Raw genomic sequence first — 24,769 nt, 5'->3', positions numbered from 1 at the left:
GTCTCCCCATGCGAGAGTAGGTCACCGCCAGACTACAAATAGAGAACCCCAGCCCAACCGGCTGGGGTTTTTTTATGCCTGTTCCACGGCCAGCTCTGCCCTCAGGGGTGCTGTGAATAGCCAGCGCCCCTTACACAAAGTCTCTCAATACACCCCGAGCGCGTTGTTTATGACTATCTCATCTGTCATGTAATTGCATCAGGCGAATAAAAAACGACTTTTGGCGATAAAGCGAAAGGAGTTATTTAGTTTCGATAGTATATATTAAATCGCCACCTTGACCTTCAGTGGTTGAGGTCGATTCAAAAAGTAATCTCTCAGACAGTGTGTAACGCAATATGAAAGTAGAAGTTGGTTCTAGTAAACCTATTCCATATTTAACGTACAGACGAGGAGAGAGGTATTTACCTATATACAAAGAGGTATCATTGACATCACTGGTTTCAGAATCCAGTGACACTTCATCTAAATCAAAAGTGTCTTTTATGCTTTCGGTTAGAAACTTGGCGCTACGGCCACCAACTAATAATGCGGCCTGCAGCTCGAGGTTATTTGCATCTCCCTGGCTACCTGGCGGCTTTCCGAATAACAGGTACGAGAGGATAGTACTGTCGGGAAGAGGCGGTGTTGAAAAAAGGCTTAACTCAGGTCGGCTTATAGTACCGGTAACTCGAGCTCCTATTTTCTCAGGCGGTTGCTCGTCGATACCTGTTTTTTCAATATTACGTGTAACTTTAAGGTTTAGAGATGGGGTATCTAAAGGACCTCCGTTAAATAGCAGGTCACCGCGTTCAATAGCCAGTTTTTGTCCGTAAATTTCGTAATCACCGGATACGACTCCTATGCTGCCGTTACCTCGTGCAGCGGAATCGGGTTGTTGTGTAATCTGTAGTTTACCTTTTAAGTTACCGGCAAAACCCAAAGCCTCGACACGAACTTGTTCTCCTAAACTTAGTGTTATATCTGTATTAGTAGAAAACAAAGGAGGAGTTTTGGGTACATTCTTTAAAGTAACGTCAGCCGACTCCGTGGCAGCTTGATCTAAATTCACTGGCGTTATTCGAGCTTTAGGTAGATGTAAATTGCCCCTAATGAACACAAGATCTTTCTCAAGCTTTAGAGAAATATCAGGTGATGCAACAAGGAGAAGATCCGGGGTATCTAAAATTAATAGGTCTTTACCATTTATGGTTAGGTTACCTGCTCGCTTAAACGCATTGAGCTCACCCTCAATAGTAACATCGCCTTCGCCGATTTTTCCGTTTGCATTAACTGTAAATTCGCCAACATTTGCGTCTGCCTTTAGTTTTGCATTTAGCTGAGTAATTAATGTGCCACTGGCTAGTACAATGATTCTGTCTGCGTTAAGGTTAACTGTTCCTGAAGCACTTGGATCATTTAAATAGCCTGCAATATTGAGTTCAGCGCGTGTACTCCCATCGCCAATATCCACTTGCGGCGCTAATAAATTCAGCAACTCTAAACTTTTAGAATTTAATGAAACCTTTCCGGAAAGAGGGCTGTCAGGAGCTATTTCTTCGATAGTAAGTTTCCCTGATAGGTTAAAATCTATTTCCTCAGCTGCCGCCGTCATTCCAATATCGATACCTTCGTTATCACGGTTTTTGGCGGTTAAGCTAAGCTGATTTAAAGTCACTTTTTCTTCACCGGCCACCACTTGGCTGTTATCAGCGTTAATAACTCCGTTAAGCTTCTGCAACGTCATATTTTCAGAATCGAAAGAACCGGCAACCTCAGCTGATATGGCTCCCGTTAGCTTGTAAGCGACGTCGGGTAATACAAGAGCCTGCAGTAAGTTCAGCGGAACTTCTCTGGCATTAGCATCGAAACTTATTACCTTGTCCTGCTGTTCTAATTTAAGGCAGAAGGGATTACCTATCCCCTGGTAAGTAAGACAGACTGGCGTAGTATTGAACGTGACGTCTTCATAGTTAAAACCTGCTGTTATAGGTTGGTTTAAGCTAATAGCATTGTAGTCAGGATGCTTCAGGTTGAATTTATTAACGCCTATTTCAAACTTTGGTTGGTTTAGTTGCCCACTAATATCACCGGTAGCTACAACCTCGCCTTTAACGTCAGAGAGTTCGCTTAAATCTTTAGACGTTACTTGCCAGGCGAGTTTTTTGCCGGGGCTGAGCGCCCCTTCAGCTACAAGCGACTGCGCTCCCCAGTTAGCATTGAACTGATCAACAAATAAGTAGGGCTCTGACAAACGCAGTTTCACTTCTGCATTGACCGTCCGCTGTTGATATTCACCCGAAATATCCGTAGTTAAAGATAGATTGTCTTTCCAATTGATATAGGCCTTGCCACTGACAGTTTCATCATTATGAGTAAGTTCCAGACTTAAGATACTTAGGCTGTCAGGCTTAAGTTTAGCTTCAGTAACAAGCTTTAAGTTTTCTTCCAGCAGGCCAGACAGCTTGTTGCTTAAATTAATTGCAAGTTCATCCAGTTCGCCTTTGGCCTGTAACCGGCCTTCGTGGCTGTTGATACCGTTTGGTTCGTAGGTTATTTCTTCCCAGCTTACTGAAGTATCAATTACCGGAGTCGTAGATAGTGAAGAAACGTTTCCCTGCAAGGTTAACTGTCCCTGGATATCGCCTTTAGAATACACATTGAGTGGTGCGAAGTTTATTATGTTGTCTTGATAGCTAACGGCTCCGTCGATATCCATTGTCTGTTGGTTAACTGTGACAGTTATGTCAGGCTCTATATTGGCTTGTGTTAATCTGCCTTCACCACGTATATCTCCGCCTAAACTCAGTTCAACCTGGTCGGCTCCGACACTTGCCAGCCATTGGGTCAGGTTATTTTCCTGCCAATTACTGTCAAATTGCCAACTAAGCTTCTTCAAAGGGTTATAGATTTTAGCGGTAATTTCACCCACAAGTCCCTCGGACAGCTCACTATTTGTCGTCAGAGACCGAATGTCGCCAGTTATCTCCGTTTTTACTTTAAGAGAAGGGAAGTCTGGTGAGTGCACATGGGTGTTATTCTCAAGCTCGCTTTTAAAAGGGTAAGATAATTTAGTTTTTCCGGAAATCGCGGTGGTTAGGTATTGGTGCTCCATACGAAGCTGTCTGATATTAAGCTGGCCATCTGCATTAACTCTGGCTGATGCGTCAATCGTTAGCTCCTGCGAAGGGTTTTCTAAAATAAAAAAACGGCTTTCCTTAACCAGCAAGTTTCGCAAATTGACATCTAAAGGCAGCTCAATTTTTATGTCTTCAATAGAGGAGGATTCAGAATCAGCATCCTGACTCGGACTCTGAGCTGCACGAAGACGGATCTCGCCACCAAGGCTTTCGATATTATCTATTCGGATAACACCGGACAACAAAGCTAAAGGAGCCCAGTTTATGACTAACTTGTCCGGTGTATAGGAAAAAGTTTCACTTTCAAAACGAAAATTTTCAAACTCAAACTCATTCAGCAGGGTTCCATGAAATGCTTTGTACTGGATGTCTACCGCTAGATATTTTTGTCCCTGAGTTAGTATCCAGCGGCTGCCAGCTTCACTGCCAACCAGGCTGACAGCCAGTAGAGGAACTAAAACAACCAGAACAAGAATTGTAATGGCCAACCAACGATAAATGCTCATAAATCGGGACCTAAAGTAAAGTGCAGGCGCCAGGGCTTATCTGGCTCATCTATTGCCTGGGCCAGATCCAGGCGAACCGAGCCGATTGGTGAAATCCAGCGAATTCCGAATCCAACACTTTGTTTAAGCTTTTCATTGGGTTCAATCATGGCATTACCAATATCTGTGAATAAAGCGACACGCCAATTTTCCTTAAATCGATAATCAATTTCCGCGCTGGCAACAGCCAAATAACGGCCACCCAAAATGGTTCCTGTATCGTCTTCTGGTCCTAATTGCTCATAAGCGTAGCCGCGCACGCTGTTGTCTCCCCCAGCGAAGAAGCGTAGCGAGGGAGGTAGCTGATCAAAATCATCTATATAGGTAGCGCCGGCTTCGGCTCTGGCGAGAAAACGTATATTTTCTGTAACAGGGACAACCGCTTTAAAGCCAAGTTCCACGCTGGCCATATCGGCATCGGACAATAGTGCTTCACTTGCTGTTTTTAAAGTCACATCAAAGCGAAAGCCTTTGTCGATATTCAACCTTCCATCGGCTGTCATGTAGTTCCAACTAGCCTGTGGAATTAAAAACTGACTGGTTCCTGAACTTTCACCAATTTCGAAGTCATCACGCTGCCAGTTTAACCCATACTCGCGTCGCCATTTATCCATTGCAACAATGCTGGATGCACCAAAGCGATAGAGTCGGTTAGTTTGTCCTTCATTGTCTTTATCAAAAGCTTCCGCCCGAATCTGGTAGTAATCTGACTGTGGGTTTTTTCCCGGAATAATGTAGTTCGCGCCAATTCGGCTTTCTACTTCAGATAATTGCGTTATTCCCCGAAGTTGATGTCCTTGGGTATTTACCCAGCGGCGGTTAAGGCTGGCACTAATGCGTGCCCCGGTATCAGTACCGTAGCCAACACCATATTGGTACTGGTTTCTGAAGTTAGGTTCGGAACTGACAGAGATAGGTACTGCGTGCTCTTCGGCGCTTCCCCAGTCAGGACTGACCTGAACTTGAGAAAAGTATCCACTGTCACCCAATGCCACTTGTAATTGACTGAGTTTCTCGGTTCTGTAGCCTTCACCGCGTTCAAAAGGAACAAAACGATGGAGTAATTCATTGTCAAGTATATCTTGTTCAAAAGTGACCTGACCGTACTGGTAGCGTTTTCCGGAATCAAAAAGGACGTCTATATCAGCGGTGTTTTCTGCTATATCAATTTCGACATTATGTTTTATAAAGCGAGCATCGTGATAGCCGCGTTGACTCGCTAATGATAGTAACCTGGACTTAACTTGTTCGTAACTACTATGAATAAAACGTTGTTTTTCCTTGAGATTGCTATTATCTACTATGTTGTCAAACGCCTTATCTTCAGCTGCATCGCCCTGAATTTCCCACATATTTTTAGCAATTCGTACTGGGTCATTCAGTTCAACTTGATAGGCGGCTGACCAACCTTCGTCAACGGTTTCTAATTGAGCATTCACTTCAACCTGATAATATCCATAAGGGCGGAGTGCTTTTTTAATATCGGCAGTGGCTTGTCGGTGCAGATATCTAACTCTGTAGTCGGCATAACTCTTGTCTTTATCCAGACGGGCTATTTGCAATAGCGCCATAACATTGGTGTACTCGTCTCCCTCAACGCCGGAGACCTCAACTTCAACTGAAGCGAGAGCCAGTTCACTGAAAAGTATGCTAAAACTGAAAAGAATAAGTCGAAAGTAACGCATTGAAGTGTTATACCAGACAAAAAGTTAAGACATAATCGCATGCTTTAAGATTTCATGTAAATCATTGGTTCAATCCGGAGACGCTATGGCGATAGAAATTACGACAGCAGAAAAACGGTTGTTACAAAAAGTGAGTATTCCACCTCGCCCAGAAACATTGCTAACTGTGAGTCGTGAAGCCAAAAAAAGTGAGCCGGATGTTACCGTTATCGCTGAATCTATTTCGGCTGATATGAGTATAGCGGCTGCTGTTTTGCAGGTTGTCAACTCTGCCGCCTATCGCAGAGCGAGAGAAGTCGATTCAATTCAGCAGGCCGTTATGACGCTTGGTTTTCGTCGGGTATTTCCAATTGTCCGGGCCGTTGCGCTTAAGTCGGCTTTGGCATCTGACTATGATCTCAGCGAGTTCTGGCGTTATAACGAGTGGGTTGCCAGCGCCTGTGTGATGATCGCTGAAGCCATAGGGCGGCCGGAGTTGAGAGATCATGCTTATATGCTGGGTCTTTTTCAGAGCTCGGGAATACCGGTGATGCTGGCTGAGTTCGATGATTATGCCGACTTACTCAATGCTGCAGAAAGCACTCCGTGGCAGCAAGTTCAGGCCAAAGAGCAGGAGCGCTTTCAGACCACACATACCACTATCGGTGCGCTGCTGGCACAACAATGGAAGTTGCCAAAAATAGTTGTTGAAGTTATTTATTACTTGTTCGAAGACAGTTCAATTTTCAATCATTCCAGCGAACTCGACAATTTAACCCTCGACTTATTGGGAATACTAAAAATATCGCGGTACGCAATTGATTTGAGAACACGAAGTTTGGCCGGAGAAGAAGAATGGCAGTATGTTCAGGATGGCGTACTTGAGCATTTTCAAATTGATGAGTTTAAAGTGGATGAGATGCTGGAGATTGTTCATGAGGAACTTTTTGACATAGAAGCCTAGCCATAATTGTTTAATTTATCTGCAAACGGTCGGTTAAGCCGTAAATATCGCTTGTCTGAATACTGGGTGTCGGTATAATTCTCTGCTCAAGCGTTAGGGGCGTAGTTCCAATTGGTAGAACAGCGGTCTCCAAAACCGACGGTTGGGGGTTCGAATCCCTCCGCCCCTGCCAGTTTCTAGCTGGCTATCCTTCCCAAGCTTGAGTAAACTGCATTTATCTGTTTTCAACGGTAATCGTCATGCTCCCAGAATGGACCAGTCAACAACGCGCCGCATTACAAGTTATGGGTATTCCCGTGTGGGAAAAGAAAAGTGCGCCGGCATCGGTATTTTATTATCGTCTGGGTCCTCTCTATTTACGTGGACAGAATGAGTTGCCTGTTTCTCTGCCCGGTTGGCTTGATGACCTTTGCTTGTATCTCGGACAACGCCCGGTTGCTATAAAAGCCCCCTCTAAAACTCCAGACTTGTGTTTCGATTACACGGAGAGTCTTAACGGTTCCGTTCTGGTTGAAACAAAAAAGTCCCTCTGGCAGCAACTGGCACATGCAAAGCTTTAACATTGAGGATTTTCGACCCAGCGAGCTTGAATTTTCGGTCGAAAAAAAAGCACATAGTACCCCCTGGTCCTGGTCTGTATTTAGCGAAAGTTATGGCGAACAATATCGTTGTCGGCGGCTATTACGCGACTCACGGGTTATTGGTTTTACTATTAGCCAGTTAGTTGCCGATGAATTGACGTTGCACAACATTGCTGTGGATCCTGACTTTCAGGGACAGGGCTTTGGTTACAAACTCATGCAGGACTTATTAGACTATGCTGAAAAGAAACACTGCGTTGTGTTTCTGGAAGTTCGTGCTTCCAATGCTGCCGCAATCCGCTTATATGAACGCAATGGATTTGATACGGTAGGGCGCAGAGTCAATTATTATCCAGCCGCCGACGGGCGCGAAGACGCGTTAGTTATGCGTTGGGAAAGCGAATAACCAAATGGAGTAATTATGCCATCAACACAACAGGTAAGGGCACTACAGGCTTTGTCCTTTATGGATTTAACCACGTTAAATAACGATGATACCCGCAAGGTAATTGGAGACTTATGCCAACGAGCCTCGATAAATAAAAAAAGTGTCGCTGCGGTTTGTGTGTTTCCTGAATGGGTGGCGTTGGCTCGCCAGTTTTTCAACGAGCAGGGGTTGGATACCAAAGTCGCTACGGTTACTAACTTTCCTGACGGCAGTACCAATGTCGCTCGCGCTGCCGCTGAAACCGAGCGCGCTATAGCGGCTGGCGCACACGAGATTGACGTGGTTCTGCCTTATCAGGCTTTATTGCAAGGTGATGAGAGCACACCGGCTGAGTTAGTTAGGGAATGCAAAGACATCTGCGGCGATTCAGCTCAATTGAAAGTTATTATTGAATCAGGCGAATTGGAGCAGCACGACAAAATCGTCCTGGCCAGTGAACTGGCTATTGCTAACGGCGCCGATTTTATTAAAACCTCAACTGGCAAAGTATCGGTAAATGCCACCTTAAAAGCGGCTGAAGCTATGCTGGGGGTCATTAAATCCAGTCAAACAGATTGTGGTTTTAAAGCCGCAGGCGGTATCCGGACACTGGATGATGCGGTTCAGTATATCGAACTAGCTGAGCGGATTATGGGCGAAGACTGGGTTACCGCTGATAACTTCCGCATTGGAGCCAGTAGCCTGTTGCAGGATCTCCAAAGCCTATTGGTTAAGGTTTAAGTGTATGTTTTTGGCGCAAGAGGTTATTCGCAAAAAACGTGATGCTGTCAGTTTATCCGACATCGATATTCAGCAGTTTGTTAACGGAATTTGCGATGACAGCGTCAGTGAGGGGCAAATAGCGGCGCTGGCTATGGCGATTTATTTTCGTGGTATGTCGGCGCAGGAAAAAACAGCTTTAACCGTTGCTATGCGAGACTCGGGCGATGTTCTTGACTGGCGGCAGGACAATTTAAATGGTCCGGTATTGGATAAGCACTCAACCGGCGGTGTCGGTGATGTCGTGAGTTTAATGCTGGGTCCTATTGTCGCGGCCTGTGGTGGCTATGTTCCGATGATTTCCGGGCGAGGTCTGGGGCACACCGGCGGCACGCTGGATAAATTTGACGCTATTCCCGGCTATCAAACCGCGCCGAATAATCAACGTTTTCGCGATACGGTTAAGCAGGCTGGCGTAGCCATTATTGGACAAACAGGGCGCCTGGCGCCGGCTGACAGCCGGTTTTACGCAACGCGTGATGTGACTGCGACAGTGGAATCTATTCCGTTAATTACGGCTTCCATTTTAGCTAAAAAGCTGGCGGAAGGCCCTGATGGTTTGGTTATGGATGTTAAAGCCGGTAACGGCGCATTCATGCCAGATTACCGAGAGTCTAAAGAGCTTGCACAAAGCCTGGTGAGTGTCGGTCGTAAATTGGGAGTGGAAACCACGGCGCTTATTACTGACATGAACGAGGCTTTAGGTTCCGCTGCCGGTAATGCGGTTGAGGTCCAGTTAGCCGTCGATTATTTAACGGGAAAGCGTAGGGATAAACGCCTGCATCAGGTGACAAAAGCGTTATCTGCTGAGTTGCTTGTGTCGGGAAACTTGGCTAAAAATACGGACCAAGCTGAGGTTATGGTTGAAAACGTGCTGGAAAACGGTTTGGCGGCGGAACGTTTTGCAAAAATGGTCAGTTCTTTGGGTGGGCCTCACGATTTTCTGGAGAAAAGCGACCAGTACCTGCCTCAGGCAAGCCTGATAAAACCGTTAAAGCTTCCTGCTGAATATCACGGGCAGTATTTATCTGGAGTGAACACAAGAGAACTGGGAATGGCGGTTGTCTGTTTAGGCGGAGGTCGGCGCAAAGCTGATGACACACTGGATTTAAGCGTTGGCATGACCAATATTCTGACCATTGGATCGAAAGTGGACTCAGATACTGTTATAGCAACAGTGCATGCCAGTAACGAGTCGGACTGGCAAGAGGCTGCCGATAGCATACTGAAAGCTTTGAATTTTTCCTCTAACCCGCCGGAGCCCGACTCTGTTATCTATGAGCGCATAGCCGGAGAGACTGAATGAGCAGAGCCATTGTTCTGGTATTAGATTCGTTTGGTATTGGTGCAGCCCCCGACGCCGACAATTTTGATGATGAAGGCGCTGATACGTTTGGCCATATTGCTGAATCCAGGCACCAGCAGGGGCAATCCCTGCAGTTACCTAACCTGATCCGGCTGGGTTTAGCTGAAGCTCATAAAGAAGCGACAGGCACCTATGCCAAAGGTTTTCAGGAAGTGGCAACTAATGGTGCTTATGCCTGTGCTGCAGAACTCTCGTCGGGAAAAGACACGCCCTCTGGTCATTGGGAATTAATGGGTGTTCCGGTGCATTTCGAATGGGGTTACTTCCGTGATAAAGAAAACAGTTTTCCTGATGAATTGTTAGCTCAAATTCTTAAGACCTGCGAACTCGACGGTTATCTTGGTAATTGCCATGCCTCGGGCACTGAAATCCTAAAGCAATTGGGTGGGCAGCACATCCGTAGCGGTTATCCTATTTTTTACACTTCTGCCGATTCCGTGTTTCAGATAGCCGCGCACGAAGAGCATTTTGGTCTGGATCGCTTGTATCAGTTATGTGAGAAGGTTCGGGCGCTTATAGAGCCGTATAATATTGGTCGTGTTATTGCGCGTCCTTTTATTGGTGACAACGCCGAAAGCTTTGAGCGTACAGCGAACCGGAAAGACTACTCTGTTTCACCACCTAAGCCGACGGTGTTGGATAAGCTTCAGAATAAAGGCGGTAAGGTTATTGCTATCGGTAAAATTTCGGATATTTTTGCCGGACAGGGAGTTTCCGAGTCAGTCAAAGCTTCGGGGCTGAACGGGCTCTTAACGGCGACATTAAACGCCATGGAGAAAGCCCCTGAGAACACATTAATTTTTACTAATTTAGTGGATTTTGACACCTTATACGGACACCGGCGAGATATTGATGGTTATGCCCGGGAACTGGAAGCATTCGACCAATGGTTGCCTGTTATTGAATCGGCAATGAAACCGGATGATGTTTTGGTATTAACCGCTGATCATGGCTGTGATCCCACTTGGCAGGGAACCGATCATACCCGTGAATTTATTCCTGTATTACTGTCGGGTCAAAACGTGCGGGCGGGGAGCCGGGGGAAACGACACAGTTTCGCCGATTTAGGGCAAACACTGTGTCGTCTATTTGACTTACCCGCAATGGAAGAAGGCAAGGCGATTCAGCTTAGCTAACACGATACCGCTTAACGTTGTTCTCAAGTTGAGCAGCGGTGTTACTGAGCTCTTTCATATGCTCTCCGGCTTGTTGAGTGCCATCTGCGGTTTGCTTCGCAATATCGACAATTGCGGTCATATTTTGGTTAATGGTTTCCGAAACCGATGTTTGTTCTTCCGCAGCAGTCGCAATTTGTGCGTTCTGCGTGTTAATGGTGTTTACCGCTTCCAGAACTTTAGCCAGGGCATTTTCCACTTCTGCTGCTTCAGCGACACTGGTTTTACTGCCTTCTTTTATTGAAGCCATGACACTGGACACTTTTTTGCTGCCTTGTTGCAGTTGGTCTATCATAGATTCAATTTCGTGAGTGCTGTCCTGAGTTCGTTTTGCCAGAGTTCGAACCTCGTCTGCAACAACCGCAAAACCTCTGCCTGCCTCACCTGCCCGAGCCGACTCTATTGCCGCGTTAAGCGCCAGTAAGTTGGTCTGTTCGGCAATGCCGCGAATAACATCAAGCACGGAGCCAATTTTCGCTGAATGGGCGTTTAGCTGCTCAACTTCTGATGCGCCGTTCTCAACCTTTTCTGCCAGGCCGTGAATGACATTAACGGCTTTGGTCAGCAGATGATTACTGGAATGAACTAATTCTTCCGCCTGCTCAGCTGCCGATGACGCTTCGCTGGCGCTACGGGCCACTTCGTGAGAGGCTGTCGACATTTCGTTAATTGCGGTTGCTACCTGTTCACTTTCTGCCTGCTGTTCGGTAACCCCCTCACGAGCGCCAACCAGAACTTTGTCCAGCTTTTGAGTGGAGCGGCTCACGGAACTCGCGGAATGACGGATATTGGTGACCATATCGGAAACCTGATCGGCAAAATCGTTAAAGGCCTGCCCAAGAGCAGCCATTTCATCTTGGCTGGTCGTATCAAGGCGCTGGGTGAGATCACCGTCACCTTTTGCAATTCGTTCCATAGCGTTAAGAGCGTTACGTAGTGGCTTAGTAATTCCTTTAACCACAAACAATGCCAGTGCGGCAATAATAAGTAATGCAATAATTGAGGCTATGATGGTTTCAACAACGGCATCCGCAAGTGCTTCATCAACATTATTTTCAATTCTGGTGGCTTCCTGCTCCATTCCGGCTGTCCAAAAGCCAGTACCTATTACCCAGTTCCACTCGTTTAGTAGCTTGGCATAACCAAGTTTCGGATTGACTTGCTGCTGAGTATTCTGCCAGTCATATTTGACGAAACCGCCGCCACCTTCTGCTTCTTCAATAAGCTTTCTGATAAGGTAGACCCCATTTGGGTCCTGAAAGTCGAACAGGTTTTTACCTTCAAGGCTCTGATTAACGCCGTGAGCAATACTGACCCCCTGCCGGTCGTAAACAAAGAGATAACCCACATCACCAGAGTCATCAAAACGTAATTGCCGTAGTATTTGCTTTGCGCGCTCTTGCCTTTCCTGAAGCGACCCCAGGGAAGTATCTTTTACAAGGTGCTGGATAGAAGTAATTGCTAACTTCAGATAGTTAGAGAGCTCTTCTCTACTGTCTTTTTCAATTTGCGTTGTGAATTCTTCAACGGCGTTTTGCCCGACAGTTGTCGACTGAGATAAGTTATACCAGGTTAAGAACACGGCAATAACTACCGGGGGGATAAGTGCCAGAGAAAATACTTTCGCTTTTATCGTCAGTTGCATGTGCAGGTTACTCGGGTTGTTCATGTCAGTTTTGTAGTTTAGTACAGGTTCGGAATGCTATCCTTTAGACGTTAGTACCGCATCGATCTAAGATTATAACAATCCATGGTTTGTGTATCGGCAGCAGATCAGCGAAAATAAGCAATATAGTTAAATTTAACCAATAAGAGTCTTGTTGATGTCTGAATCCAGCTTGCAGAATGAAGTCGCGAAACGTCGTACCTTTGCCATTATCTCGCACCCCGATGCCGGTAAAACCACGATTACTGAAAAGGTCTTGCTGCACGGTCAGCAGATCCAAAAAGCGGGAACGATAAAAGGCAAAAAGTCTGGTCAGCATGCAAAGTCAGACTGGATGCAAATGGAGCAGGAGCGTGGCATATCGGTAACGACCTCTGTAATGCAATTTCCTTACAATAATGCCCTGGTAAACCTATTAGATACTCCCGGACATGAAGACTTCTCAGAAGATACTTACCGTACCCTGACCGCTGTCGACTCTTGTTTAATGGTTATTGACGGGGCGAAAGGTGTCGAAGACCGAACCATTAAACTGATGGAAGTTACTCGTTTACGAGATACTCCTATTATCACTTTTATGAACAAACTCGACCGTGACATTCGCGACCCGCTTGAGTTACTGGATGAAGTAGAAGATGTTCTGAAAATTATGTGCGCTCCTATTACCTGGCCGATTGGTTCTGGCAAAAACTTTAAAGGGGTTTATCACCTTCTTAAAGATGAAACGATTTTATATAAAACCGGACAGGGGCATCGAATTCAGGAAGAGACCGTTATAAAAGGTCTTGATAACCCTGAGTTAGATGAGAAGCTAGGTGCCTGGGCAGACGAGCTACGTGAGCAAATCGAGTTAGTAAATGGGGCATCAAACTCCTTTGATAAAGAGCTATTTCTCGCTGGCGAATTAACCCCGGTATTTTTCGGTACGGCTTTAGGTAACTTCGGTGTGGATCATATGCTGGATGGTCTGGTTGACTGGGCACCGAAACCTCAGCCTCGTGAAACCGATCAACAAGACAGCGTCAGTGCAGACAACAAAAATTTCTCTGGCTTCATTTTTAAAATTCAGGCGAACATGGATCCGCGTCACCGGGACCGTGTGGCTTTTCTACGAATTGTGTCCGGTAAATATGAAAAAGGTATGAAAATGCGTCAGGTTCGCACAGGTAAAGACGTGCGCATCAGTGATGCATTAACCTTTTTAGCGGGTGATCGTTCGCACGTGGAGGAAGCCTACCCGGGCGATATCATTGGTCTTCATAACCACGGGACCATTCAAATCGGCGATACCTTTACCGCCGGCGAAGACTTTAAGTTTAGTGGTATCCCGAACTTTGCGCCTGAGCTTTTCCGTCGTATCCGTCTGAAAGATCCACTGAAGCAGAAGCAATTATTAAAAGGCTTAGTGCAGTTATCCGAAGAGGGTGCCGTGCAGGTATTCCGCCCGCTTATCAGCAATGACTTGATTGTCGGTGCTGTTGGGGTTCTGCAGTTCGATGTGGTCGTTCATCGTTTGAGAACAGAGTACAAAGTGGATGCCATGTACGAAAACATTAACGTTGCGACAGCGCGCTGGGTGAGCAGCAAAGACGAGAAGAAATTGGATGAGTTTCGTCGTAAAGCAGAAGCGAATCTGGCCTTAGATGGTGGTGATAACCTGACGTACATTGCCCCGACTATGGTGAACTTAAGCCTGGCAGAAGAGCGTTATCCTGATATTGAGTTTACTCACACACGGGAACACTAAAACTTATGAATACGCTTTACGACACTCATTGCCATATTGATTTTCAGGCATTTGATGAGGACCGGGAGCAAGTTTTAGAAGCGGCTGCCAAGGCCGAAGTTGAACGTTTTATGGTGCCGGGTGTTAGCGCTGAGCAATGGCCCCGGCTGCAGCAGTTAGTTAATCAGTTCTCAAGCTGGCGCTTTGCTTTAGGTTTGCATCCTTGGTTTATTCAGCAACATAATCTGAAGCACCTGGAAGAGCTTGAGCAAGCCTTAGATAATCCACATGAGCAATTACGAGCAGTGGGCGAAGTAGGGCTGGATGCTACCTGCGATAATTCCGAGCTGCAGCGCGAGCTCTTTATTGAACAACTGAAATTAGCGAAGAGCTATCGCCTGCCAGTCATTATACATCATCGTAAAACTCTGGAGACAACTCATCCGTTAGTCAAACAATATGGTCCTGAGCAAGGCGTTATACACGCTTTTAGCGGCAGCTATGAGCAGGCTATGAAGTTTGTTGATTGCGGTTATAAGCTGGGAGTTGGCGGAGTAATTACTTACACCCGGGCACAAAAAACACGCCAGACAATAGCCAAAATACCGCTATCGGCTCTGGTGCTTGAGACAGACTCACCGGATATGCCTATTTGCGGACATCAGGGCGAACGTAATGAACCGGCGAGGATTGCACAGGTTCTCGACGCTCTAGCTGAGTTGAGAGAAGTTGATAAAGGCTCACTTAGCGAAGCTTTATGGAAGAACAGTTGTGAGCTGTTTAATGATGCTCAACCTGCCAGTAACGATCTCGTATCCGGTTAAAGCCAAGCATAATAAACACACCGGCCAGCATAGCCAAAAGAAGTAACAGTTTACCTTGTTGCATCAGGCCGTTATGGGCGGTCTGGCTTTGCTTCAATAATAAATTTTTATCGAAAATGACCTGTAAATACCCACTCACATCGTCTTCCAGGTTAATCTCTTCAACCAGTACCCAAGGGTCAGAAATGTCTTCGCTAGTGGGCCAATCAATAATAGATGAGTCAACGCCACTGTGAACGAGCAGTTCGCCAAAGCGGTTACGAATGGTGGCCGCCATGACTTCGGGGTGGCTCGCTATATTATCAGTCAGAGCTGTTAAGCGTTCAGTATTTTGATGTTCAAGCCAATAACGAGCTTCGTGCTCGGCTTGATCTATCATAAGCTGGGTTACCGACTGAGTTTGTGAGAAAAGTTGCTGTTGCGACTGGACACTGGCAATATTCCATACATTAATAATGATTAGCAGTAATCCTGCGGCAGCGGCTAAGCGTAGTGCACGTTTGGTCATAATACGAATAATGGCTTTGGTTTTGTTGTTAAGCAAAGTGCCTCTTACTCTTTGCCATTGCCTGGATTCTGTTAGTCGCATGAGTTCGGCTCAGGAGATTCCCGTTAAATGAAATACAGTTCTGGTTTAATTGTTTTCGACATGGATTCTACCTTAATTCATATTGAGTGTATCGACGAAATTGCACGATTAAACAACCGTTATACTAAAGTCTCAGCCATAACGGAAGCCGCCATGAGGGGGGAAATTGACTTCGCACAGAGCTTAATCCAGCGTGTGGCCTGCCTTGAAGGCATTAAAGAGTGTGATCTGGAAAGTTTATTTTCGCCCATTCCATTTAACCCAGGCGCTAAAGAACTTATCCAGGTTCTGCAAGCCGTGGGCTGGAAAACGGCACTGGTTTCCGGTGGTTTCACTTGGTTTGCAGACAGGGTTCAAGCGGCCCTGAATCTGGATATGGTTGTCGCTAACCAGCTGGAAGTAGCCAATGGCTGCCTGACCGGGAAGGTATTAGGTGACATTGTTGACGCTGAAGTTAAAGCTGCACAACTGCAGCAACTGGCCGGTCATTGGAATATTCCACCGGAGCGAACCGTAGCGGTAGGAGACGGCGCCAATGACGCCTTAATGCTTAAAGCCGCCGCTGTTGGTATTGCCTTTAATGCAAAACCTGCATTGCAGGCTATTGCGGATTACTCTGTCAATTCCAATAACCTACTCGAGGTACAGGGTTGCCTTAAACAGTCAGAACTTATTGAGCCAGTTATTTAAGCGTCGCTGCTGTTCCTTAATCGCATCGGAGCCCGATAAGGCAAATTCCAGTAAGCTTTCGGTCACATCAACTGTGTCCGCAATGGCGTATACCTGCCATAAGTCTTCTTCTATTTCCTGCGCGCGGTAAGCGGCATAGCGACTAATGTAACTCAGTTCGGCCTGAACAAACTGAGTATCAGGGCGTCCTGTTCTGGAAAGAGTCACAGTGACAGCGCGAAAGATTGAATTAGGAATGCTTTGCTCAATAAAAGATTCAATAGCCTGGTTATCATTACCCCTCGACCATTGGGTCTGAACTATGTCCTCACCGTTTTGACGATATAAGCGCAGTAACAGTAATAAAGTGACAGGTTCCGACGTGCGATCCATATCATTTAATCTGGGGAGAATTTCTTCTGTTAATGAGTCCCCTCGCAGCAGTGGTTGTAGATTAATTGCAGTTGGCTGACTGCCGGGAAATTTATCTAATAATTTAGCCCACCCGGATGGCCATTTGGAGAGACCGGCACGCCGCACAGAAGTCTTACGTTTTTTATTTCTATATAGGAAAACCGGCAATGAGGCCGGAGCGTCGCAGTATAAATTGCGTAGACATAGCTCCAGTCCGTTTATTGAGGTGTTTTCCACCTGTAGTTTAAGCAAGCCGCGCTGTTCACGAATTAAAAAGCGTATGAATTCCGAGCCCATATGCTGCTCGTGATCACCTTCAATTTTTAAACGTAATGTGGTCTGTGCATCGTCAATAGAAGCGACAATATAATTTAAATGATCTAACTTCGCTTTTTTATAGAGCTTCTTAAAGCCGGTCATCGAAATTTCGACATTGTCACCTTTCTCTGCTGGTAACTGCGTATCAATTTGTACTTGCAGACCGCTGACGGAAAGGTCAATGATCATGCCGTCACGAACAAGTTTGCCAACTTTAACCCGGCAGCGGCTGCGGTAGCTGAAGCGTTTCTCACTGCGTAAATTAATAAACTCAAGGCGAGCTTCTTTTGTGCGAATAGGTGTGGACGGTGGGTGCGCGAACGCTTTTAATGATGCTAGCTGTTCTTTTGCGATACTAGTATTGAAAAAGCCCTGCAAACTATCCGTTATGTCGTTGACTACCCCCATATATCGCAGAGGTGCTATCGCTCTTCTAACTTCCGCGGTAGGTGGATTGATACGAAACGGAACATTAATGTTTTCCGGTACGCTCTGAGGTTGCCATGCCTGATTCAAATCTACCCGGCGTAAATCGATTTGATAAACTCGCCAGGAGGCTTTTTTACTGCCAAAGGCGATATAAGTGTCCCATAACCCAGTTTTCTGAAGCTCTTCTGCCGTGGCTGAGTAGTTGTATATTTTTCCGCGGGCAGTAATAGAGAAGGTCATTACCAGTAAACGAGCATGCTCTTTTTGAGCTAAGTCCTGCAGTAACCAACGGCTGCGACGCAGATTAAAAATAGAACCGAAACTGATTTGATTCAGTTCATTAATCCAGTTACTTAAAATAAAACGGTTGTTGTCGGTGGTTAATACGTAATCGGCTACCAGTTGTTTGTTTGACTCAGAAAAGAAAACCGGCAACTGCTGCATCCTGGGTAACAGGAATTGCTCGTGTCCTTTATTGAGTATTGTGTTGTAAGTATTGTCAATATTAACGCGGTAGCGTTTCTTATAACCATTAATGAATCGATGAAAAAACTTATCCAGCTCGGCTGACTGATAATCCGGATCTCGATTCAAACTTAAGTAATGTTTACCGTCTACCTCCTGAACTCCGACAACACGATAGGGAATTCGGGTTTCAGGGTTTACTGTGAACTCCTTTGCCAGTCCGGTAAAATAAAGCGATAGTGAATCGCCGTCTTGCAGATTATGTTCGTCGTTAACACGTACACGCATCCCCGTAATGGAAATATCAGCCGTTACCGCCTGATAATTTTTTCCTTCACTGTCTTCAAGCCCGACTTCGATGGTAAAATTCATTCGTTCTTCGGCGCGGTAAGGGTACTGGCCAAAGTGGAATGTTTCCAGAAGGTAAGATTCAGCCTCGTTGTCGCTGTTCAAAAATGGTGATTGGCCACTTAGGGGCTCGGCATTGTGGTCCGCTAAACTTTGTGCGAAGGCTCTTTCTTCTTCGCGAGCCTGGCGTAAATGGTTATCTGCATCCAGTATTTGCTCAAAAGTATCCTGGGTGAAAACGCCTTTATAGGTTTCCAGACCCCGCTCAAAAATTTCAATAGCAACATCGTCAAGCTGATGCCGGCGTCCATTGTATTCGTAAGGACGGCATTCGCCATCAACCTGATTACGTAAGTCAACAGTGCGATGACAGGAAGCTGCTAAACGCCTGAGCTCCATTTTAAGCTTGAATTTTGTGGGACCATCTTCGTTTTCAGTTAAGGACTGAAATAAGGTGTCAAAGTCGGTATCGTAAACGACGGGTTTTAACTGATCGATAAGTTGGTCAAAATAATGGTTCGGCATCGAAGTCTAATATTTTTTATAATTACTCTTGGATAATACCTCATCATAAAACGAGAAGCAGACGAATGGCAAAAGCAAAAAGTGCGTATGTGTGTAATGACTGTGGCGCCGACTTCCCGCGCTGGCTTGGGCAATGCCCGGAATGTAAAGCCTGGAACACGCTAACTGAAATTCGTTTAACATCAAAAGCAACTCCTAATTCATCGGAACGGCGGGGCTTTAGTGGTATTACCGAAGGCCGGGTGCAGACCCTGAACGAGGTGGACTTACAGGAAGTGCCGCGTTTTAGCTCGGGCTTTCAGGAGTTTGACCGCGTTTTAGGCGGCGGCGTTGTGCCTGGTTCGGCAATACTCATCGGCGGTTCACCGGGTGCGGGGAAGAGTACGTTGTTACTTCAGGCTTTATGTAAACTGGCAGAACGTATGCCGGCATTATACGTTACCGGAGAGGAGTCTCTGCAGCAGGTAGCAATGCGGGCTCAGCGGCTTAACCTGCCGACGAATAAGCTGCGTATGTTGTCTGAAACCTCAGTGGAAAGCATTTGTCAGCTGGCTGATAAAGAAAAACCGGCCATTATGGTCATTGACTCCATTCAGGTGATGCATATGGCCGATATTCAGTCGGCGCCGGGCAGTGTCTCTCAAGTGCGCGAATCAGCCGCTTTTTTAACGCGTTACGCTAAACAAAAAAATGTGGCGATTATTATGGTCGGTCACGTCACCAAAGAAGGGCATCTGGCCGGGCCAAAAGTGCTGGAACATTGCATTGACTGCTCCGTACTTCTGGATGGCTCATCAGATTCCCGTTATCGAACTCTGCGTGGTACCAAGAACCGATTTGGTGCGGTAAACGAACTCGGCGTCTTTGCGATGACGGGGGGCGGACTTAAAGAAGTTTCGAATCCATCGGCTATATTCCTGCAACGCGCTGAAGATCAGGGCAATGGTTCTGTGGTGATGGTGATTTGGGAAGGCACCCGACCCTTGCTGGTTGAAATTCAGGCCTTGGTCGATTACTCGGCACTGGCTAACCCGCGGCGGGTTGCGGTGGGGCTTGAAGCTACACGGCTTGCGCTGTTGCTGGCCGTTCTGCATCGGCATGGCGGTTTACAGGTTTCGGATCAGGACGTTTTTGTCAACGTGGTGGGAGGCGTTAAGGTCTCAGAAACATCGGCGGATTTAGCCTTGTTGCTAGCTATTGTCTCCAGCTTTAAAGGCGAACCCTTAGCACGTGAGTTAATCGTGTTTGGAGAAGTCGGGTTGGCCGGTGAAATACGCCCGGTACCTAATGGTCTGGAGCGGTTAAACGAGGCCGCTAAGCATGGTTTCAAAAAAGCCATTGTCCCTATTGGCAATACGCCCAAAACCTCGCCCAAGGGTATGGAAGTGATTGGGGTAAAAAACCTTCAGCAAGCGCTGGATGTCATGTAATTCGGAAATAAAAAGGGGAGCGATAAAGCTCCCCTTTGCTATCGAGTCTATTAACCAATAGGTTTGTATTTAATGCGGTGCGGCTCCATAGCCTGCTCACCGAATTTTTCTTTCATATAAGCTTCGTAATCGCTGTAGTTACCTTCGTAGAACACCACTTCGCCTTCGTCGCGGTAATCCAGAATGTGTGTAGCAATACGGTCAAGGAACCAACGGTCGTGCGAGATAACCATCACAGAGCCCGGGAATTCCAGAATCGCTTCTTCCAGTGCCCGCAGGGTTTCCACGTCTAAGTCGTTGGTAGGTTCATCGAGTAACAAGGTGTTGCCACCGGCTTTTAACAGCTTGGCCAAATGCACACGGTTACGCTCACCACCAGACAGCTCGCCAATACGTTTTTGCTGGTCGGTACCACGGAAGTTAAAGCGACCAACATAGGCCCGGCCGTTAACTTCAAAGTTACCAATTTTAAGAATGTCGTTGCCGTCCGTAATTTCTTCAAAGACAGTTTTGCTGTCATCCATGTTGTCACGGAACTGATCAACGCTGGCTAATTGCACGGTTTCGCCCAACTCAACCGAGCCACTGTCAGGTTGCTCCTGCCCGCTGATCATGCGGAATAAAGTGGATTTACCCGCACCGTTTGGACCGATAATACCAACGATAGCGCCTTTGGGAACACTAAAGCTTAAGTTATCAATTAGCTGGCGCTTGCCGTAAGCCTTGCTTATGCCGTTAACCTCAATAACCTTGTCGCCTAAGCGAGGGCCCGGTGGGATAAACAGTTCATTGGTTTCGTTACGCTTTTGGTAATCGCCACTTTGTAGTTCTTCAAAGCGGTTAAGACGTGCTTTGCTTTTCGCCTGGCGACCTTTCGGGTTAGTACGTACCCACTCCAGTTCCTGCTTAATGGTGCGCTGGCGTGCTTTTTCAGAGCGTTCTTCCTGCTCCAGACGCTTCTCTTTTTGCTCCAGCCAGGAGGAGTAATTGCCTTCCCACGGAATGCCGTGGCCACGATCCAGCTCAAGTATCCAGCCCGCAACGTTATCAAGGAAATAACGGTCGTGGGTAATCGCGACCACTGTACCATTGTAGTCATGTAGGAAGCGTTCAAGCCAGGCCACAGACTCCGCATCCAGGTGGTTAGTGGGTTCGTCAAGAAGCAGCATGTCGGGCTTCGATAACAACAGGCGACATATGGCAACACGGCGTCTTTCACCACCGGATAAGTTGCCGATCTTCGCATCCCACTCCGGCAGGCGCAGCGCGTCAGCAGCACGCTCAAGAATGTTATCTATATTGTGCCCGTCTTTTGCCTGCAACAGAGCTTCGAGTTCACCTTGCTGTTTTGCTAAGGCGTCGAAGTCTGCGTTTTCGTCTGCATAAGCAGCATAGATTTCATCCAGCTTAGCAAAGGCCTCTTTGACATCGGCCACAGCCTCTTCAACGGTTTCTTTCACCGTTTTATTTTCATCCAGCTGAGGCTCCTGAGGCAGGTAACCAATTTGGATGCCTGCTAAGGGACGGGCTTCGCCTTCGTATTCATTATCAACACCCGCCATAATTCTTAGTAAGGTCGACTTACCAGCACCGTTAACGCCTAAAACGCCAATTTTGGCACCAGGATAAAACGACAGTGAAATGTCTTTTAAGATAGTTTTCTTGGGTGGAACAACTTTGCTCACCCGCGACATTGAATAGATATATTGCGCCATAGTGACGTAAAATCCTTCTTATCAACAAAAAAGTTACTGCATAGTTTACTGTGATTTACGGACATCCCCAAACTTTGTTGTGCTGAACTAGGCACTCATTTGTGTTTTAAGGTAAAATACTGGGCAAATTAAGACCATTTAATGATTTGGAGAGCTGTAATGCTGAAATCTGAGATGAACATTGCCGACTTTGACGCCGACTTATGGCAGGCGATGCATGATGAAGTTGAACGTCAGGAACAACACATTGAGCTGATTGCATCGGAAAACTACACCAGTCCGCGGGTAATGCAGGCTCAGGGTTCACAACTGACCAACAAGTACGCAGAAGGCTATCCGCATAAGCGTTACTACGGCGGCTGTGAGTTCGTCGATAAAGTCGAGGACCTGGCTATTGAGCGCGCAAAAGAATTGTTCGGCGCTAAGTACGCAAACGTACAACCGCATTCCGGCTCTCAAGCTAATACCGCTGCCTTTATGGCAATGATGGAAGCCGGTGATACCTTTCTTGGTATGAGTCTGGCTCACGGCGGTCACTTAACACACGGCTCTGGTGTCAATTTTTCAGGCAAACTCTACAATGCGGTTTCGTACGGCCTGGATGAATCCACCGGTGAAATTGACTACGCTGAAGTTGAAAAGCTGGCGCTGGAACATAAACCGAAAGTTATCGTCGCCGGTTTTTCAGCGTATTCGGGGATTGTTGACTGGGCAAAATTCCGTGAAATAGCGGACAAAGTCGACGCTTATTTAATGGTTGATATGGCGCACGTAGCGGGGCTGGTTGCTGCCGGTGTTTATCCGAACCCAGTACCTTATGCTCATGTTGTCACTACCACCACGCACAAAACGCTGGCGGGCCCTCGCGGCGGTTTGATTATTTCCGGCAGCGACGATGAAAAGTTACACAAGAAATTAAACAGCGCGGTATTCCCGGGCAACCAGGGTGGTCCACTGTGTCACGTTATCGCAGGTAAAGCGGTGGCTTTTCAGGAGGCATTGCAGCCAGAATTTAAAGACTATCAAAAGCAAGTGTTAGTGAATGCGAATGCCATGGTAAAAACCATGCAGGCGCGCGGTTACAAAATTGTATCGAATGGCACTCAGAACCACTTGTTCCTGGTTGATCTAATTGACAAAGATATTACTGGTAAAGACGCTGATGCGGCTTTAGGTAACGCGTTCATTACCGTTAACAAAAATGCGGTTCCTAACGACCCACGTTCACCTTTTGTTACTTCTGGCTTGCGTTTAGGTACACCGGCAATTACTCGCCGCGGCTTTAAAGAAGCGGAAGCTGAGCAAGTTGCTAACTGGATTTGCGATGTACTGGATAACATTGCTGACGAAAACAGAATTAATGAGGTCCGCGAGCAGGTCAAAGCGTTGTGCGCGAAGTTTCCGGTTTACGGTTAATTGCGAACAGTTGTAGAGCGTACATAAAGGAGTCAGACAATGCATTGTCCATTTTGCGGCACACAGGATACTAAGGTTATCGATTCGCGACTGGTTGCGGATGGGGCCTCAGTTCGTCGCCGGCGTGAATGTAATCACTGCAAGGAACGCTTTACAACCTTTGAAACAGCTGAGCTGGTCATGCCCCGGGTTATCAAAACCGATGGTTCCCGCGAGCCATTTAATGAAGATAAACTCCGAAGTGGTCTGCTGAGAGCACTGGAAAAGCGGCCTGTGAGTCTTGAGTTGATGGAGCAGGCCATTAACAAAATAAAATCCAGCATCCGGGCAACCGGCGAGCGTGAAATAAGCAGTAATTTTGTCGGCAGCCTGGTAATGGAAAACCTCAAGCAGATAGATAAAGTGGCGTACGTGCGTTTTGCTTCCGTATATCGCTCGTTTGAGGACATCCGCGAATTTGGTGAAGAAATAGCGCGCCTTAATGACTGAGTTAACCCCGCAGTATCTCGACTATCAAATGATGCACCGCGCGTTAATGCTGGCGCGGCGGGGGCTAATGACAACCCGGCCAAACCCTGCGGTGGGGTGCGTTATTACTTCTGACACAGAGATTGTAGGAGAAGGCTGGCATCATCAGGCTGGCGAACCTCATGCCGAAGCACATGCTTTGCGCGCGGCCGGGCAAAAAGCCAGGGGCGCAACGGCCTACGTTACGCTGGAACCATGCAGTCATATCGGCCGCACTCCTCCATGTTGCGACGCGTTAATTGAAGCCGGAGTAAAACGTGTTGTGGTTGCAATGCAGGATCCAAACCCACGAGTTAGTGGTAATGGCATTCGGCGTTTAAAAGCTGTAGGTATTTCTGTGGACGTGGGTGTACTGCAATCGGCAGCAGAGAGTTTGAATCCGGGCTTTATTTCCCGCATGACGCGACAACGGCCATGGGTAACCTTAAAAATGGCAACCTCACTGGACGCAAAAACGGCGTTGTCAGATGGTCGCAGTCAATGGATAACGTCCTCTGCAGCCCGCAGTGATGTTCAGCTTTTCCGGGCACAGGCCGATGCCATACTGAGTGGTGCTGCAACGATTCTGGCTGACAATCCTAAATTGACAGTGCGAGTTGAGCAGTGGCCGAAATCAAGAGCGCAGCCTGAACCAATAAAACAGCCGGTGCGTATTATTATTGACAGCCAGCACCGAGTGAAGGATGAGGCCAGGGTTTTCGACTCTCCTGCGCCGGTTTGGTTAGTGCGAACAACTCCCGGTAAACCCAGTCGGCATGCACATTGTCATGAATTAATTATAGCCGCAGACCCTAACGGCAAAGTGAGTCTGCCGGCGCTTATGGTTGAGTTGGCTAACCGCGAAATTAACCAGTTATGGACTGAGTGTGGGGCGAATTTGGCGGGTGCTCTTATTCAGCAGCAATTATGCGACAGGTTGATGATTTACAGTTCGGGTCAGTTATTGGGCCATCATGGACGTTCGGTTATCGACATGAACGAGCCGTTGAATTTAGCTTCAGCACCAAGGTTTAAAATTATTGATCGTCGGCAGATAGGCCCTGATCAACGCTTGGTAGCAGTACCTCATACACAAGATTAAAGGGT

Annotated in this window: 19 protein-coding genes and 1 tRNA gene; 14 read left to right on the top strand and 6 right to left on the bottom strand. The window is 46.8% G+C overall.

Annotated features, from left to right (window positions below; all coding sequences use genetic code 11):
* Window positions 1-241 precede the first annotated feature (241 nt).
* Together Q5L94_RS12675 and Q5L94_RS12670 are read right to left on the bottom strand one after the other, a co-directional pair.
* On the bottom strand, window positions 242-3,625 hold the full coding sequence (locus Q5L94_RS12675; RefSeq protein WP_317498753.1) for a translocation/assembly module TamB domain-containing protein: 3,384 nt from the start codon (window positions 3,623-3,625) through the stop codon (window positions 242-244).
* Window positions 3,622-5,349 carry an autotransporter assembly complex family protein gene (locus Q5L94_RS12670; RefSeq protein ID WP_317498752.1) on the bottom strand — a complete coding sequence of 576 codons (1,728 nt, stop codon included), beginning with the start codon at window positions 5,347-5,349 and terminating at the stop codon, window positions 3,622-3,624. Before Q5L94_RS12670 ends, Q5L94_RS12675 begins: the two co-directional genes overlap by 4 nt.
* Window positions 5,350-5,434: 85 nt before the next feature.
* On the opposite strand from Q5L94_RS12670, the gene Q5L94_RS12665 reads away from it, so the two are divergent.
* From Q5L94_RS12665 to Q5L94_RS12635, 7 genes are all read left to right on the top strand, one after another.
* Window positions 5,435-6,292 carry an HDOD domain-containing protein gene (locus Q5L94_RS12665; RefSeq protein ID WP_317498751.1) on the top strand — a complete coding sequence of 286 codons (858 nt, stop codon included), beginning with the start codon at window positions 5,435-5,437 and terminating at the stop codon, window positions 6,290-6,292.
* A 95-nt stretch (window positions 6,293-6,387) separates the two neighbouring features.
* Window positions 6,388-6,464 (top strand) — tRNA-Trp (locus Q5L94_RS12660).
* Between the two features lie 67 nt (window positions 6,465-6,531).
* On the top strand, window positions 6,532-6,852 hold the full coding sequence (locus Q5L94_RS12655) for a hypothetical protein (RefSeq protein ID WP_317498750.1): 321 nt from the start codon (window positions 6,532-6,534) through the stop codon (window positions 6,850-6,852).
* A complete protein-coding gene (gene rimI / locus Q5L94_RS12650) occupies window positions 6,839-7,279 on the top strand; it encodes a ribosomal protein S18-alanine N-acetyltransferase (protein WP_317498749.1) in 441 nt (146 codons plus the stop codon). The genes Q5L94_RS12655 and rimI overlap by 14 nt, the downstream gene beginning before the upstream one ends.
* A 15-nt stretch (window positions 7,280-7,294) precedes the next feature.
* Window positions 7,295-8,041, top strand: a complete 747-nt coding sequence (gene deoC, locus Q5L94_RS12645; RefSeq protein WP_317498748.1) for a deoxyribose-phosphate aldolase — start codon at window positions 7,295-7,297, stop codon at window positions 8,039-8,041.
* Between the two features lie 4 nt (window positions 8,042-8,045).
* Window positions 8,046-9,386, top strand: coding sequence for a thymidine phosphorylase (gene deoA, locus Q5L94_RS12640; protein WP_317498747.1), 1,341 nt, complete (start codon window positions 8,046-8,048; stop codon window positions 9,384-9,386).
* Window positions 9,383-10,582 (top strand): phosphopentomutase, encoded by a 1,200-nt coding sequence (locus tag Q5L94_RS12635; protein ID WP_317498746.1) that lies wholly within the window; start codon window positions 9,383-9,385, stop codon window positions 10,580-10,582. The genes deoA and Q5L94_RS12635 overlap by 4 nt, the downstream gene beginning before the upstream one ends.
* On the opposite strand, the gene Q5L94_RS12630 is transcribed toward Q5L94_RS12635, so the two are convergent.
* Window positions 10,575-12,290 carry a methyl-accepting chemotaxis protein gene (locus Q5L94_RS12630; protein WP_317498745.1) on the bottom strand — a complete coding sequence of 572 codons (1,716 nt, stop codon included), beginning with the start codon at window positions 12,288-12,290 and terminating at the stop codon, window positions 10,575-10,577. The two genes, Q5L94_RS12635 and Q5L94_RS12630, sit on opposite strands and share 8 nt — an antisense overlap.
* A 154-nt stretch (window positions 12,291-12,444) precedes the next feature.
* Here Q5L94_RS12630 and prfC point away from each other — a divergent pair, with 154 nt between their 5' ends.
* The gene (gene prfC / locus Q5L94_RS12625; RefSeq protein WP_317498744.1) at window positions 12,445-14,034 is read left to right on the top strand and encodes a peptide chain release factor 3; all 1,590 of its coding nucleotides are present in this window, start codon (window positions 12,445-12,447) and stop codon (window positions 14,032-14,034) included.
* A gap of 5 nt (window positions 14,035-14,039) precedes the next feature.
* Window positions 14,040-14,837, top strand: coding sequence for a TatD family hydrolase (locus tag Q5L94_RS12620; protein ID WP_317498743.1), 798 nt, complete (start codon window positions 14,040-14,042; stop codon window positions 14,835-14,837).
* Here the strand turns inward: Q5L94_RS12620 and Q5L94_RS12615 are convergent.
* Complete coding sequence (locus Q5L94_RS12615; RefSeq protein ID WP_317498742.1) at window positions 14,794-15,426, bottom strand: AhpA/YtjB family protein; 633 nt, start codon at window positions 15,424-15,426, stop codon at window positions 14,794-14,796. The genes Q5L94_RS12620 and Q5L94_RS12615 overlap by 44 nt on opposite strands.
* Window positions 15,427-15,453: 27 nt before the next feature.
* Here Q5L94_RS12615 and serB point away from each other — a divergent pair, with 27 nt between their 5' ends.
* A complete protein-coding gene (gene serB / locus Q5L94_RS12610; RefSeq protein WP_317498741.1) occupies window positions 15,454-16,116 on the top strand; it encodes a phosphoserine phosphatase SerB in 663 nt (220 codons plus the stop codon).
* On the opposite strand, the gene Q5L94_RS12605 is transcribed toward serB, so the two are convergent.
* Window positions 16,090-18,594: a PilZ domain-containing protein gene (locus Q5L94_RS12605; protein WP_317498740.1), complete on the bottom strand. Its 2,505-nt coding sequence runs from the start codon at window positions 18,592-18,594 to the stop codon at window positions 16,090-16,092. The two genes, serB and Q5L94_RS12605, sit on opposite strands and share 27 nt — an antisense overlap.
* 65 nt (window positions 18,595-18,659) lie before the next feature.
* Here Q5L94_RS12605 and radA point away from each other — a divergent pair, with 65 nt between their 5' ends.
* Entirely contained in the window at window positions 18,660-20,024 is a 1,365-nt protein-coding gene (gene radA / locus Q5L94_RS12600) for a DNA repair protein RadA (RefSeq protein ID WP_317498739.1), read from the top strand.
* Window positions 20,025-20,074: 50 nt separating this feature from the next.
* Here the strand turns inward: radA and ettA are convergent, their stop codons facing one another.
* Window positions 20,075-21,739 carry an energy-dependent translational throttle protein EttA gene (gene ettA / locus Q5L94_RS12595; protein ID WP_317498738.1) on the bottom strand — a complete coding sequence of 555 codons (1,665 nt, stop codon included), beginning with the start codon at window positions 21,737-21,739 and terminating at the stop codon, window positions 20,075-20,077.
* Between the two features lie 159 nt (window positions 21,740-21,898).
* Between ettA and glyA the strand changes: the two genes are divergently transcribed.
* The 3 genes from glyA to ribD are packed head-to-tail and all read left to right on the top strand — an operon-like array spanning window position 21,899 to window position 24,764.
* Complete coding sequence (gene glyA, locus Q5L94_RS12590) at window positions 21,899-23,155, top strand: serine hydroxymethyltransferase (protein ID WP_317498737.1); 1,257 nt, start codon at window positions 21,899-21,901, stop codon at window positions 23,153-23,155.
* A 39-nt stretch (window positions 23,156-23,194) separates the two neighbouring features.
* Window positions 23,195-23,644 (top strand): transcriptional regulator NrdR, encoded by a 450-nt coding sequence (nrdR, locus tag Q5L94_RS12585; protein WP_317498736.1) that lies wholly within the window; start codon window positions 23,195-23,197, stop codon window positions 23,642-23,644.
* Window positions 23,637-24,764: a bifunctional diaminohydroxyphosphoribosylaminopyrimidine deaminase/5-amino-6-(5-phosphoribosylamino)uracil reductase RibD gene (gene ribD / locus Q5L94_RS12580; RefSeq protein ID WP_317498735.1), complete on the top strand. Its 1,128-nt coding sequence runs from the start codon at window positions 23,637-23,639 to the stop codon at window positions 24,762-24,764. Before nrdR ends, ribD begins: the two co-directional genes overlap by 8 nt.
* The last annotated feature ends 5 nt before the right edge of the window (window positions 24,765-24,769 follow it).

The sequence above is a fragment of the Idiomarina sp. Sol25 genome (assembly GCF_033052775.1).
GTDB lineage: Bacteria > Pseudomonadota > Gammaproteobacteria > Enterobacterales > Alteromonadaceae > Idiomarina.
The sequence above is the reverse complement of the archived record's forward strand: the minus strand, read 5'-3'. Positions and strand labels throughout refer to the sequence as shown.